The 13,192-nt window shown below is 65.3% G+C and carries 14 protein-coding genes; 2 read left to right on the top strand and 12 right to left on the bottom strand.

Annotated features, from left to right (window positions below):
- The 9 genes from HKL97_RS12860 to petA all read right to left on the bottom strand — a co-directional run.
- Positions 1-1,958: glycoside hydrolase family 99-like domain-containing protein (locus HKL97_RS12860; protein WP_291425993.1), on the bottom strand; the 1,958-nt coding region annotated here is incomplete at its 3' end.
- A gap of 66 nt (positions 1,959-2,024) precedes the next feature.
- Complete coding sequence (locus HKL97_RS12855) at positions 2,025-3,587, bottom strand: DHA2 family efflux MFS transporter permease subunit (protein WP_291425991.1); 1,563 nt, start codon at positions 3,585-3,587, stop codon at positions 2,025-2,027.
- Positions 3,587-4,693, bottom strand: a complete 1,107-nt coding sequence (locus tag HKL97_RS12850; RefSeq protein ID WP_291425989.1) for an HlyD family secretion protein — start codon at positions 4,691-4,693, stop codon at positions 3,587-3,589. The genes HKL97_RS12855 and HKL97_RS12850 overlap by 1 nt, the downstream gene beginning before the upstream one ends.
- On the bottom strand, positions 4,693-5,154 hold the full coding sequence (locus tag HKL97_RS12845) for a MarR family winged helix-turn-helix transcriptional regulator (protein ID WP_291425987.1): 462 nt from the start codon (positions 5,152-5,154) through the stop codon (positions 4,693-4,695). The genes HKL97_RS12850 and HKL97_RS12845 overlap by 1 nt, the downstream gene beginning before the upstream one ends.
- A gap of 50 nt (positions 5,155-5,204) precedes the next feature.
- Positions 5,205-5,882: a MarC family protein gene (locus HKL97_RS12840; RefSeq protein WP_291425985.1), complete on the bottom strand. Its 678-nt coding sequence runs from the start codon at positions 5,880-5,882 to the stop codon at positions 5,205-5,207.
- Positions 5,883-5,955: 73 nt separating this feature from the next.
- On the bottom strand, positions 5,956-6,831 hold the full coding sequence (locus tag HKL97_RS12835) for an S-methyl-5'-thioadenosine phosphorylase (protein WP_291425983.1): 876 nt from the start codon (positions 6,829-6,831) through the stop codon (positions 5,956-5,958).
- Positions 6,832-6,955: 124 nt separating this feature from the next.
- On the bottom strand, positions 6,956-7,666 hold the full coding sequence (locus tag HKL97_RS12830; protein WP_291425981.1) for a cytochrome c1: 711 nt from the start codon (positions 7,664-7,666) through the stop codon (positions 6,956-6,958).
- The gene (locus HKL97_RS12825) at positions 7,666-8,787 is read right to left on the bottom strand and encodes a cytochrome b N-terminal domain-containing protein (protein ID WP_291425979.1); all 1,122 of its coding nucleotides are present in this window, start codon (positions 8,785-8,787) and stop codon (positions 7,666-7,668) included. Before HKL97_RS12825 ends, HKL97_RS12830 begins: the two co-directional genes overlap by 1 nt.
- Before the next feature lie 11 nt (positions 8,788-8,798).
- Positions 8,799-9,353: a ubiquinol-cytochrome c reductase iron-sulfur subunit gene (petA, locus tag HKL97_RS12820; RefSeq protein WP_291425977.1), complete on the bottom strand. Its 555-nt coding sequence runs from the start codon at positions 9,351-9,353 to the stop codon at positions 8,799-8,801.
- 103 nt (positions 9,354-9,456) lie between these two features.
- Here petA and hemF point away from each other — a divergent pair, with 103 nt between their 5' ends.
- Both hemF and hpnK read left to right on the top strand, forming a co-directional pair.
- Positions 9,457-10,320: an oxygen-dependent coproporphyrinogen oxidase gene (gene hemF / locus HKL97_RS12815; protein ID WP_291425975.1), complete on the top strand. Its 864-nt coding sequence runs from the start codon at positions 9,457-9,459 to the stop codon at positions 10,318-10,320.
- Entirely contained in the window at positions 10,311-11,108 is a 798-nt protein-coding gene (hpnK, locus tag HKL97_RS12810) for a hopanoid biosynthesis-associated protein HpnK (RefSeq protein ID WP_291425974.1), read from the top strand. The genes hemF and hpnK overlap by 10 nt, the downstream gene beginning before the upstream one ends.
- A 43-nt stretch (positions 11,109-11,151) precedes the next feature.
- Here hpnK and rpsI read toward each other — a convergent pair whose 3' ends face one another.
- The 3 genes from rpsI to HKL97_RS12795 all read right to left on the bottom strand — a co-directional run.
- Positions 11,152-11,637 (bottom strand): 30S ribosomal protein S9, encoded by a 486-nt coding sequence (gene rpsI / locus HKL97_RS12805; protein WP_291425972.1) that lies wholly within the window; start codon positions 11,635-11,637, stop codon positions 11,152-11,154.
- Between the two features lie 2 nt (positions 11,638-11,639).
- Entirely contained in the window at positions 11,640-12,104 is a 465-nt protein-coding gene (rplM, locus tag HKL97_RS12800) for a 50S ribosomal protein L13 (protein WP_291425970.1), read from the bottom strand.
- 64 nt (positions 12,105-12,168) lie between these two features.
- Positions 12,169-13,192 (bottom strand): NAD-dependent epimerase/dehydratase family protein (locus HKL97_RS12795; RefSeq protein ID WP_291425969.1); only part of this gene is annotated, 1,024 nt, incomplete at its 5' end.

Below are 13,192 nucleotides of genomic sequence, written 5' to 3'. Positions count from 1 at the left end.
GTTTTGTCATAGGCGATGGCGACATCGGCGGTCTCGTAATACGGGCCGAGCAGCGGGCCGACGCCGAGCAGCAGCAGATGCACCTTGATGCCCCATTGGTGGCGCAGGTGGCGTGCGATGTGCAGCAGCAGAAGCTGCGCGCCGTGCGGGTGGGCATCATGCCCGATCAGCAGGATCCCGGCGGAAAATTCGGTGGTGGCGCGCTCGCAGAGGGCGCGGCCGGTGGCGTTGAGGAAGGCGGCGCCGAAGTGAATGTCGGGTTCCAGGAAGGCACCCTCGGCCCATTCGTTCCAGGCGTTCACGCACAGGATCCGCTCGCCATGGAAAGGATGCTTCGCGGTGTAGTCTACGAGTTTTTCCAGCCATGCCTGGTATTTGTCCGGCGTGGCGCCGTGCAGAACCAGGCCCTTGCCCTCGCGGCGCGGGTCGTTGTCCCAGCCGGGGACGATGGTTTTGATCAGCGGATAATCCGGGGGGGGAATGCGCAGCGAGGTTTGCGCGAGGGCTTCGTAGTCATGCACCGTGGCGCTGAAATCGGGGTCCAGAAGGTCGAGCGTGCCGTTGAGGCGTTCGGTTTCCTGGCTGAGCTTGTGGGGGGGGAATTCCACCGCGCCATCCAGACCGTAGGGCGCGGGGTCGTAATCGCCCAGGCTCTGGGCCATGATGATCATCGGGTCTTCGTTATGCAGTTCGCGGAACATCCGGCGCCATTTCGCGATGCGCGCGGCGGCGGCGGGGATGAGGGTGACGCGGTAGATCATCCAGAGCGGGCGGCCCTGCACGCGGATGTAGCGCGGGTCCGCGAAGAGGCGTGCGTAGCAGGCGGTGAGCGCGGCATCGTCGCTCTCCAGATATTCCTGCGCGATCAGCACTTCGCGCTCCAGCCCGTCCCAGCGGCGGGTCCAGTTTTCGTTGGCCCACATCACGCAGAAGGGAAAATCCAAACGCGGGTCGTTGAGAAGCTGCTCTAGCGGCTTCTCCAAAAGCCGGTGGCGGTTGAACCAGTAGGTATAGAAGACGAAGCCGGAAAGCCCGGCGGCCTTGGCCAGGGCGATCTGGCGGGGCAGGGTTTGGGGATTGTCCAGCGCGTAATAGCCAAGGTCGCGCGGGACGCGCGGTTGCAGATGCCCGGCGAAGCGCGCCACGGCGCGGCCCAGGTTGGTCCAGTCGGTAAAGCCCTTGCCCCACCAGGCATCGTTTTCGGGGATCTGGTGGAATTGCGGCAGGTAGTAGGCCAGCAGCTTGGCTTTGCGTTTCGCGTGGGCGGGGACGGGCCGCAGTTCCTCGAAATGCGGCGAGGGGCGGGTGGCGTGTTTCAGCGCCGCGGGGATCAGCCCTTCGCGGGCGGGCCGGGCAGGCATGAACTGGCCGCTCTCGCGATTGGCCAGATAGTGCAGCAGCGGATTCTGGCCGCCGAGAACCGTATCGTAACGGTTCCGGTAGAAGGCGATGTCAAAATCGGCTGAGGGGTTGCGGCCCTCGGCGGCGCCGAAGATGAGAAAATGCTCGAACGGGTCGGCGCCGCCGGCCGCGACGTCCGGGTTGTGTTCCAGGTAATGGGTGGCGTCGAACAATGGCACCGGATTGACCTGACCGGTGAACCGGCGGTCCAGATAGTGTTTCAGGGTTAGATCCCTGGCGTCCAGGCCATAGGTTTCGCGGTACCAGCGCACGGAGAAATAGGGCGAAGGGTCGCGGCTCTCGGCGTCGCCAAAGGCGATGTAGTGCAGCAGCGGGTTAACCCCGGCGGCGGCGATTTCAGGATTCTGGGCGAGATACCAGGCGGGATCAAAATACGGGTTGGGCCGCGCGCCGCTGCGCCAGCCGATCTGGCAGAAATGCGAAACGCCATCCTCGCCGCGGGCTTCGGCCTCGCGGTGTTGCGAAAGATACCACGGCGAGAGAAACAATCCGCTCTGGCGGATTACCATGATTTCGGTCTGCAAATTATCCGCCAATGCCCGTGCCCTCCGTGGCTACCATGCGGCAGTTAAGGCTGGGTTGTCGACAGCCGGGGCGGGAGGTTATTCGAGAGCGGTGTGGCTGGCGGCGGCGGGCTTGCTCGTTTCTGGATGACTCGTTTCTGGATGGCGCATCAGCAACAGGCAGGCCATGGCGGGAATGGTGCTGAACAGCATAAATTTATAATCATCCATATACGCAATGATCTGCGCCTGGGTGTTGATTATGGAATCGAGCAGCGCGGCGCCGTGAGGTGTTGCGGGATTGAGCAGCCGGCTCACCGCGCCGCCGGTTTGCAGCGGCCGGCTGAAGGGGGTGATGAATTGCGCCAGATCGGCATGGACATATTGGGTGGCGCGGCTCAACAGCGCGGAGGTGAGCGAGATGCCTACCGCGCTGCCGACATTGCGCACCAGGCTGAGCAGAGAGGTGCCCTGGGTGCGCAGTTCGGCCGGGAGTGTGTAGAAGGCGACGACCTGCAGCGGCACGAAGACGAAGCCCAGCCCGAGGCCCTGGATGAAAATGGTGAGCACCATGTAGGTCTGGCTGACATCGGGCGTCCAGCCTTCCTGCATGTAGATGGAAAAGCCCAGCATGAGGTAGCCCGCAAGCATGAGGAGCCGTGCATCGCTGCGGTTGACCAGCCGCCCCGCGACCAGCATGGCGGCCATGGTGCCCACGCCGCGCGGGGCCATGATCAGGCCGGCGGTTGCCACCGGGTAGTTGCCGAGGTTTTCCAGATAAGGCGCCAGCAGCGCCGAGGAGGCCAGCAGCACCATGCCGACCGAGCCCATGGTGATGAGGGCGGCGAGGAAGTTGCGGTCGGCGAACACGGCGCGCGGGATGAAGGGGGTGCGCGCGGTGAGCATGTGCACGGTGAACAGGTAGAAGCCGAGGCCCGCGATGATGAAGCAGGCGATGATGGTGGTTGAGGAGAACCAGTCCAGCTCCTGGCCGCGGTCCAGCGCGATTTGCAGCCCGGAGAGGGCGATTGAGAGCACGGCAAAGCCGGTCCAGTCGAACTTGCTGGTGCCGCGCGGTTTAATTTTGGGCATGAGCAGCGCCAGCCCGGCGATGGCGGCGATGCCAAACGGCAGGTTGACGAAGAAGACGTAGCGCCAGTCAAAATTGGCGGTGAGGTAGCCGCCGAGCGTGGGGCCCAGGATGGGGCCGACCATGACCCCCATGCCCCAGATGGACATTGCGGTACCGCGCTGCGCGGCGGGGTAGATGTCCATCATGGTGGACTGGCTGAGCGGCACCAGCGCCGCGCCGAACGCGCCTTGCAGCAGGCGGTAGACGACGATCTGGTTCAGCGATCCGGCGAGGCCGCAGAGCATGGAGGTGATGGTGAAGCCCACCAGGCAGGTAATGAAGAGGTTTTTGCGGCCAAAACGCGCCGAGAGCCAGCCGACCGGGGCGGTCATGATCGCGGCCATGACGACGTAGGAGGTCAGCACCCAGGTGATCTGGTCGTAGGAGGCGGACAAGGTGCCCTGCATGTAGGGCAGGGCCACGTTGGCGATGGTGGAGTCCAGCGCTTGCATCAGCGTCGCGATCATCAGGCAGATGGTGAGCAGGGCGCGGTTTGGCGTGTCCTCGTCCGCGCCGGGCGGGGGGTGCATCAGAACAGGTCCGAAAGATGCCTGTGATGGCGGGTGTCGATGGAGACTTCCGCGCTCATGCCGTCGCGCAGTTGGAGACCCTGCGGCCCGGAGGTGATTTTGATGCGCACGGGGATGCGCTGCACCACCTTGACCCAGTTGCCCGAGGAGTTCTGCGCCGGGAGAATTGAGAATTCCGAGCCGCTGGCCGGGCTGATGCTCTCGACCACGCCCCTCCAGGTCTGGCCGGGGTAGCTGTCCACCGTGATGGTGACGCTCTGGCCATCGCGCACCCAGGTGAGATCGTTCTCTTTCGGCTGGCTGGTGATGAAGACATCGGTATCCGAGACGAGGCCGAAGGCGGCGGTGCCGGCGGGGAGGTACATGCCCGGCTGCAACTGCTCAACCTGGGTGACATAGCCGGAGTAGGGCGCGCGCACCACGCTGTCCTTGCGCGAGACCAGCGCGTTGTTCAATGCCGCCTCGGCGCTCTGGTAGGCGGGGGTGTCCTGCACGGGAATATCGGCGTTGCCGCTGAGTTTGGTGAGTTGCAGGCCGGCGGCTTGTTGCAGCTCGTCAAGTTTGGCCTGATCGGCGGCGAGGGCGAACTGCGCATCGTCGAAGGTTGAGCGGGTGACGCCGCCATTGCGGACCACGGCGGCAAAGCGGGCGAGGTCTGCCTGATCGCGGGCGATTTGAATTTTTTGCTGGCCGATCTGGGCCAATGCCTGCGCATAGCCGCGCTTGGCGGCTTCTACATCCAGCACCGCTTGGGCCAGCTGCGCGCGCGCGGCGGCGACGGCGATGTTGAAGCCGGTCTGGCTGAGGCTGAACAGCGGCTGGCCAGCGGTGACATGCTGGTTGTCATGCACATAGACATCCGCGACGAGGCCGGAGACATCGGTGGAGAGGGAGACTTTCGCGGCGTCGACATAGCTGTCGTCGGAGCTGACATAGCGCCCGCTGGTGAGCCAGAACGCGAGTGTGGCGAGGAGCACGAGGAACGTGCCGCCGAACATGAGCAGCGGGCGAAGCAGGCGGCTGCGGTTGATGTGCCGGACGGCTTCGGCGCCGGGAGGGGCCGGCTGGGCGGTTTTTTCCCGTGCCACGGTGTTCGCCTGGGACATTACGCCGGCTCCTTGAGGGCGGGGGCAGGTTCTGCCTGCAATAAGTTGGTTTTCATGCGCTGCAGCCCGGCGATGATGGTCTCACGGGTGGAGTCGGAGATTCCCTCGGCAATGAAGGCTGCCAGAATTTCACGCTGGCGGGTGATTTCCTCCAGCATGGCGGTGGCGCGCGGAAGCAGGTGGAGGCGCCAGATGCGCCTGTCCTGCTCGTCGGCGCGGCGCTCCACCAGACCCGCGGCGGCCAGACGGTCCACCAGCCGGGCAACGGAGATCGGCTCGACCTCCAGGATATCCGCGACCTCCTTCTGGCTGAGGCCGGGGTTGCGGGCCAGGCGCAGCAGCAGCCCCCATTGCGCGCGGGTCATGCCCATCACACGGGCGCGCTTATCCGCCTCGACGCGGCTCAGCCGGGCTACATCATGCAGCAGCACAAACATGTCGCGATCGAAGTCCTGGTTCATAGCGCACTACATTATAAGCGCGCTTACAACTTGCACCTGTGGTTTTACGCTTATCTGCCCAGCGCCTCGTGCAATACGGGAATGATGCCAGAGAGGGCGATTTGTACGCCGATGCCCAGCAGCAGAAAGGCCGCGATGCGCGAGGTGACCTGCCGCCCGACGGTGCCCAGTATGGCGGCCATGCGGTCCGCGGTGGTGTAGGAGAGCCAGATGAGGAGCGAGAGGACAAAAACCGCGAGGCTGGCGCCGGTGTAGAACGCCGCCATGGCGGCGAGGCCATCTGGCCGGACGGTGCCGAGCGACACGGCGACCGCGATGGTCCCCGGCCCGGTGGTGAAGGGCAGGGTGAGCGGAAAGAAGGCGAAGCCGGCGAGATTCTGGCTGTGCGCCTCGCCGACCGGGCGGGCTTCCTGCTCCTTGCGCGCTGAGGTGGTATCGGGCGCTGAGAGCATCTCATAGGCGCGCATGGAGACGACGATGCCGCCGGCGATGCGCAGGGCGTTGAGCGAAATGCCGAAGAAGCTGAGGATATAGGTGCCGGCCCAGAGCGAGACCAGCATGACCAGGGTGGAGTACACCGCCACGCGCCGGGCCAGCGCGACGCGCTGGGCGTGCGACTGCTGGGTGGTGACTTCATTGAAGATGATCGCGCCGCCCAGCGGGTTGACGATGGAGAACAGCGCCGGAAAGGCGAGCAGGAAAGCCGCGAGCGCGCCGGTGAGGATCATGGCCGCAGGCTAGCAGCTTGCCGGGGGTAAAACCAAGAGGCCGCAGCCGGGGGCGTGAAGCGGCCTCATGAAGTCAGAGGATGCGGCCGGCCACCGCGTCCAGTTTCGCGAGCATGGCGGGGGCGCGGGCTTCCGGCGCGGTGATGAGCGCGTATTCCAGCGCGCGGTCGCAGCCGGCGGGGCAGAGCCCGCGCGGGGCGCCGATTTTGGGCAGCACGGATTTGACCAGGTTGCGGGCCTTCTCGGCGTTGTCCAGCAGCACACGCACCACGGCGTCGACCGTCACGGCGTCGTGCTCTTCGTGCCAGCAGTCGTAATCGGTCACCATGGCGATGCTGGCGTAGTCGATCTCGGCCTCGCGGGCGAGCTTGGCCTCGGGCATGTTGGTCATGCCGATGACCGAGCAGCCCCAGGAGCGGTAGAGGTTGCTCTCGGCCAAAGTGGAGAATTGCGGGCCTTCCATGACGAGGTAGGTGCCGCCGCGGGTGACCGGCAGGCCGAGGTCCGTGGCGGTGGCTTCCAGCGCGTCGCCCAGGCGCGGGCAGGTGGGGTGGGCCATGGAGACATGCGCGACGCAGCCGGGGCCAAAGAAGCTTTTTTCACGCGCGAAGGAGCGGTCGATGAACTGGTCAACGATGACGAAATGGCCGGGGGGGAGTTCCTCCTTCAGCGAGCCGACGGCGGAGAGGGAGATGATATCGGTGACCCCCACGCGCTTCAGCGCATCAATATTGGCGCGGTAGTTGAGCGCGCTGGGCGGGGTTTTATGACCGCGGCCATGGCGGGGCAGAAAGACAACCTTGGTGCCGGCGAATTCGCCGATCAGCAACTCGTCGGAGGCCTCGCCCCAGGGGGTGGCGACCCGCTCCCAGCGCGTGTTGGTCAGGCCTTCGATATTATACAGCCCGGAGCCGCCGATGATGCCGATGACGGGGGTGATGTGAGACATGCCGTTACCCTTGCTGGAGAATGAAGTGGCGCCCGTTTAGGGTTTTTGCCCCGGTTTGACCATGGGGATACAAAAACGGCGCCCTGGGCGGGGCGCCGTTCTGGTGCTGCCGGGGCGCGGCGGTTCAGGCCGTTTCGCGCCAGATTTTACGCTTCGTGGCGATGGCGATGATGCTCAGGAACAGCAGGAAGAGCACGGCGCGCACGCCGATCTCATGGCGCTCGTCCAGGTTAGGATCGGCGGACCAGGCGAGGAAGGCGGAAACATCGGAAGCTTCTTGCGGCAGGGTCGCGGCGGTGCCGTCGGCGTAGACGACATCGTTACCCTTCAGCGGCTGGGGCATGGCGATCTGCTGGCCGGGGTAGCCGGTGTTATAGAACCGGCCGGGCAGCAGGGTGACGCTGGCCGGGGCGGCGGTGTAGCCGGTGAGCAGGTTGTAGACATAGTCCAGCCCGTGCGGGCGGGCGCTCTCGATGGTGGAGAGGTCCGGCGGCAGCGCGCCGCCAAAGGCGGAGGCCGGCACGGCGGCGGGCTTGAAGGTGTCATCCAGCGTGGCGGGGGCGCCATTGGCCAGCTTCACGCTCGCTGCGATGCCTGCGGCCTGCTCCGGGGAGAAACCAAGGGCTTCAAGGTCGCGGTAGTGCAGCGCGCTGGCCGAGTGGCAGCTGGCGCAGGCGCTCTGATAAACCAGGAAGCCGCGTTGGACGGCCGCTTTATCGAAGCTGCCGAAGCTGCCCTGGGACTGCCAGTGCAGGGGGGTGAGGGTGTCTTCGGCGTGAGCGGCGGCACTGAACAACAAGCCCGCGGCCAGGAGAGGAGCGAAAAGACGGCGCATTATTTAGCCTCCAAGGCTGTGACCAGCGGGGTAAGCACCAGGAAGTGGAAAAAATACCAGATGGTGAAAAACACCGTGAGGCTGCCGGATATGGTGCAGGCGGGGTCGGATACGCTCCAGCCCAGACCGATGACATCGAGCAGCAGCAGGCCCATGAGCAGGCGGTAGACCAGGCCGCGCTTGCCGGCGGGCGATGAGCGGTCGAGCCAGGGCAGGGCCGCGAGCACGGCCAGCATGGCGATGACGCCGAAAATGCTTCCCAGGGTGGTGGAGAACACCGAGGCCACGGCGCTGACCGGGGCCAGATACCAGGGCGGGCTGAGCACGGCGGGGATGATGAGCGAGTCCGCCGCGGCGCGGTTGAGGGGGTTGAGCCCGTAATGCGGTGCGAAGAACATCAGCACCGCGAAGATGAGGGCGAATACCGCGAAGGCCGCGAAGGTCTGCGCGGTGTAATAGGGGTGGCAGCTCACCGGGTGCTTCGGTTTGGCCTGACGGGCCAGGGCGCGGGTGGCGCAGCGGTGCGCCCCAAGGGTGCCGAGGACGGCCAGCGCCAGCACGGCGTGGAAAACTTCCAGCCGGGCGAGGGTGCCGGCACCGTTCGGCCCGCCGAAGAACCAGCGGCCGACGACGCCGGCGGCGCCGCCAAGGCCGGTTGCCGCGTTGGCGGCATCGGTGAGGCTCCAGTAGGCGACCGCGCCGTCGCTCAAGGCATAGCCGAGCCAGCCAACGAGCAGCAGCAGGGCGAACAGCTTGACGCGCAGCAGCCAGACCAGCTCACCCGGCGCCGTGTAGGCGCGGCGGTAGATGTCGCGGAAGAGAAGCAGATACACGGCGGCGAACAGCATGGTCGCGCCGGTGGCGTGGAAGCCTTGGATCAGCCAGCCGCTGTTGACGTTGCGCGCGATGAACTGAATGGAGGCAAACCCGTGGTCCGGGTTGTAGTACACTGCCAGCACGAAGCCGGAGGCGAGCAGGAGCAGCGCCGCGCCGGTGATGAGGGCGGGCAGCCTGGCTAGGTACGGCGCGCCGCGCTCCAGCGTGGGGGCGCAGTTTCCGGTTTCCTTGGCGGGGCAGGGCAGCCGGGAGGCCAGCCAGGATTTTTTAACGTCTGTGCTCATAATGCTGGTCCTCAGCCGAACTGAATTTGCGCGTCGTTGATGAACTTGAAGCGCGGAATTACGAGATTTTTGGTCGACGGGCCGCCGCGCACACGGCCCAGCGGGTCGTAGACGCTGCCGTCGCAAGGGGAGAGCCAGCCGTCGAAGGGACCGCGCGGGTCCGCCGGGGCGTTGCCTTCCAGGGCGCAGGGCGAGCCGGTGTTGAGGCCGACGACGACGACGAAGCTCTCGTAGCCGGGCTTCACGCGGCTGTTGAAGCTGGCGGGGTCAACCAATGTGCTGGTGACCACGGCTTTCGTATCGGCGATCTGTTGCGCGGTCAGCTTGCGGATATAGATCGGCAGGCCGGCCCAGGTGACGGTGATCGCTGAATTTTCCGGGATGCCGGCGACGTTGACGATGAGATGCGCCGCCGCCGCGCCATCGGCATCGGGCCCCAGAGCGTCAATGAACGGCCAGATGACCGCGCCGGCGCCCACGGCGCCGCTTGCCACGGTAAGGATTTTTAAAAAATCACGCCGGGATTCCCCGCCGTGTTCCATCGCATGTTCTGACGTACCAGCCATCTCGTCTCCTGCCGCGCAAATTATTCTTGGACACGCATGGCGGGAACGCCGGAAAATTTCAAGAGTGGATGATCGTCCATGAAGCCCGTATGATGATTTCAATATGAATGATTTAGCAGCCCTCCCAGCCCATGATGCCCTGAAACCCGCCGCCGCCGCCTGGTTTGCCGCCTTGCGGGACCGGATATGCGCCGCTTTTGAGGAGATAGAGGACGGAGCGGGGGGCAATCCCGGCCGCTTCGTCCGCACGGCCTGGGAGCGGCCCGAGGGCGGCGGCGGTGTGATGAGCGTGATGCGGGGGCAGGTTTTTGAGAAGGTGGGGGTGAATATCTCCGTCGTGCAGGGGCATTTTAGCGCCGATTTTGCCAGGCAGATGCATGGCGCGGGTAAAAACGCGGCGTTCTGGGCGGCGGGGATAAGCCTGGTTGCGCATATGCGCTCGCCGAAAGTGCCGGCGGTGCATATGAACACGCGGATGATCGTGACCGCCAAGGGCTGGTTTGGCGGCGGCGGGGATCTGACGCCGTTGCAGCCGGGAACGGCGGCGGCGGGCGAGGATGCGGCGTTTTTCCATGCCGCCTACAAGGCCGCGTGCGACCGGCACGGCGCGGATTATTATGAAAAATTCAAAAAATGGTGCGACGAGTATTTTTATCTGCCGCATCGCAAGGAGCCGCGCGGGGCAGGCGGAATTTTCTACGATTATCTCGATTCGGGGGATGCCGGAGCTGATTTTGCTTTCACCCGCGATGTGGGGGAGGCGTTTCTGGCGGCCTATCCGCAGATTGTGCGCCGGCGGATGCGCGAAAGCTTCACGCCCGAGGAGCGTGAGGCGCAGCTGGTGCGGCGGGGGCGCTATGTCGAGTTCAATCTGTTGTACGACCGGGGCACCATGTTCGGGCTGAAGACGGGCGGAAACACCGAGGCGATTTTGATGTCCATGCCGCCGGAAGTGAAATGGCCTTAAGCACGCCGCTGATTTTCTCCGCTGATGATTTTGGGTTGTCGGTTGGGGTGAACGAGGGGGTGGAGCTGGCACATACCCAGGGCGTTTTGACCCAGGCGAGCCTGATGGTGGCGGCGCCGGGCGCGGCGGATGCGGTGCGCCGGGCGCGGGCGCTGCCGGGGTTGAAGGTGGGGCTGCATCTGGTGCTGGTGGATGGTGATTCGCTGCTGGGCCATGCGAAGCTGGCGCATATCACGGGGCCGGATGGGCGGTTCGGGCAAAACCAGGCGGCGTTGGGGTTTAAGTATTTCTTTTTACGCGCGGCACGGCGCGAGCTGCGGGCGGAGATACGCGCGCAGTTTAAGGCTTTTGCCGCCACGGGGCTGCCTCTGCACCATGCCGATGCGCATAAGCACATGCATCTGCACCCCACCGTGGCGGCGATGATGATTGCGGCGGGCCGGGAGTTTGGCCTGACGCGGATCAGGGTTCCGGCCGAGCCGCCTGGGGTGATGAAGGCGTGCGGCGCGCGCGTGGGGTTTGGCGATTACGCGCTTTATTACTGGAGCCGGTTGTTGCGCTTCCAGGCGCGCAGGCTGGAGAGCGCGCGGCATGTGTTTGGCCTGAAATGGTCCGGGCATATGACCATTGAGCGCGTGCGCCTGCTGTTGCGGCATTTGCCCGCGGGAAGCGCCGAGATCTATTTTCATCCGGCGGCGGCGCGCGATGCGGCGGTACAAGGCCTGATGCCTGATTATGAGCATGAGGCGGAGCTGGCGGCGCTGCTGGCGCTGAAAAAGGCGCAATAAAAAACCCCGGATGGCTCCGGGGTTTTTCGGGAGGTGGCGGAGATCAGCGCTTGGAGAACTGGAAGCTACGGCGGGCTTTCGCCTTGCCGTATTTCTTGCGCTCGACCACGCGCGAATCGCGGGTGAGGAAGCCGGCGACCTTGAGAATGCCGCGCAGTTCCGGCTCATAGAGGGTGAGCGCGCGCGAAATGCCGTGGCGCACTGCGCCGGCCTGGCCGGAGAGACCGCCGCCGTTGACCGTGCAATACACGTCAAACTGGTTGTAGCGGTCAGCCACCAGGAAGGGCTGGGTGATGAGCATGCGCAGCACCGGGCGGGCGAAATAGACAGGCGCTTTTTTGCCGTTTACCAGGATCTCGCCCTTGCCGGGCTTGATCCAGACGCGGGCGATCGCGTTTTTGCGGCGGCCGGTGGAGTAGGAGCGGCCTTGAGCGTCGCGCTTGGGCTCGCGCTTGGGAGCGGCGGCCTCGGCGGAGACCACGCCGGGCAGATCCTTCAGGCCGGCGAAAGCATTGTTGGTATCGGACATATTTACGCTCTCCGGTTCTTGGCGTTCAGCGCGCCGACATCGAGGGTTTTCGGCTGCTGGGCGGCGTGCTTATGCTCAGGCCCGGCATAGACGTAGAGGTTCTTCATCTGCTGGCGTTGCAGCGGGCCGCGCGTGATCATGCGCTCCACGGCCTTTTCCACCACGCGCTGCGGGTTGGCGCTGGCCAGACGGTCCTTGATGGAACGGCCCTTGATGCCGCCGGCGTAGCCGGTGTGGTAGTAGAGCACGGTCTGCTCGAGCTTCTTGCCGGTGAGCTTCACCTTTTCGGCGTTGACGATGATGATGTTATCACCACAATCGACATGCGGGGTGAACTGCGGCTTGTGCTTGCCGCGCAGGCGGCTGGCCACGATCGCGGCGAGACGGCCCAGGATCAGCCCTTCGGCGTCGATCAGGACCCATTCCTTGTTCACATCCGCTGGTTTCAGCGAAATCGTCGTTTTCATATGTTTGCACCCAATAAACTTGCGTGCGGGCTTATCGGGATTTGGCGGCTTGAAGTCAAGGGGTTCAGTGTGTGGTATTATGATACCGCGAAATTTGATGAAACGATTCGGCAAGGCTTTCCTGGGGTTTGTACCCAAGTTGGCGCGCGGCGGCGGGGTTGGCGATGAAATTTCCGGCCAGGCTTTGCCATGTGCCGCTCCGGCCCAGCAGGTTGGCGCCCAGTGCGAGCAGCCGGGGCGGGCAGGGGAATAATTTATCCGCGACGCCCAGGCCCCCGGCCAGCGCGCGGATGAGAGCGGGCGTGCTGATGGCATCGGGGTGGGCGGCCAGCACGCTCTCGGGCGGAGTGGTGCTGTGCAGCACCGCCAGCACGATGCGGGCCAGGTCGCCGCGGTGGATGAAGCTGCGCTGATTTTCGATGGCGGCGAAAGGGAGCGGAACACCGCGCGCGAGCAGATTGAGCAGTTGCGCGATGTTGCCGGGGCACCCGGGGCCGATGACCGCCACCGGGCGGATGATGCTCAGGCCGGGGCCGAAGGCGGCGGCGGCTTCGTGTTCGGCCTGGAGCTTGCTTTCGGCGTAAGCGTCCTGCGGGTTGGGGGGGGTGGTGTCGGTTACCGGGCGGCCGTGCGCACGGCCGTGAATATACGCGGTGGAGATGAGGATGAAGCGCGTGGCCCCGGCGGCGCGGGCGGCGCGGGCGAGGTTCACGGTGGCGCTGACATTCGCGCGGTGCCATGCCTTGGCGCTGACCCGGCGCTTATGGCCCAGCCCGGCGGCGTGGATCACGGTTTCCACCGGTGGCAGGCGCAGGCCGGGCAGCGATAAATCCCCGGTGATGAACGCTATGATGCCGGGCGGCAGCGCGGTTGCGGCGCGCAGGCCGCCAACGGCGGCGATTCCCTCGGCCGCCAGCGCGCGCAAAATGGCGCTGCCGATATAGCCGGTGGCGCCCGAGCAGAACACCGTATGGGCGGGGGCGTTCAATCCAGCCGCGGCTCGGTCCGGCGGAAAGGTTTGGGCGCCGGCGCGGGTGCTGACGTTGGTGTGGGGCTGAGGCGCGCGCGCGCGGAGAACGGGGGAACGG

This window comes from Acidocella sp., assembly GCF_013044125.1.
Taxonomy (GTDB): domain Bacteria; phylum Pseudomonadota; class Alphaproteobacteria; order Acetobacterales; family Acetobacteraceae; genus Acidocella.
The sequence above is the reverse complement of the archived record's forward strand: the minus strand, read 5'-3'. Positions and strand labels throughout refer to the sequence as shown.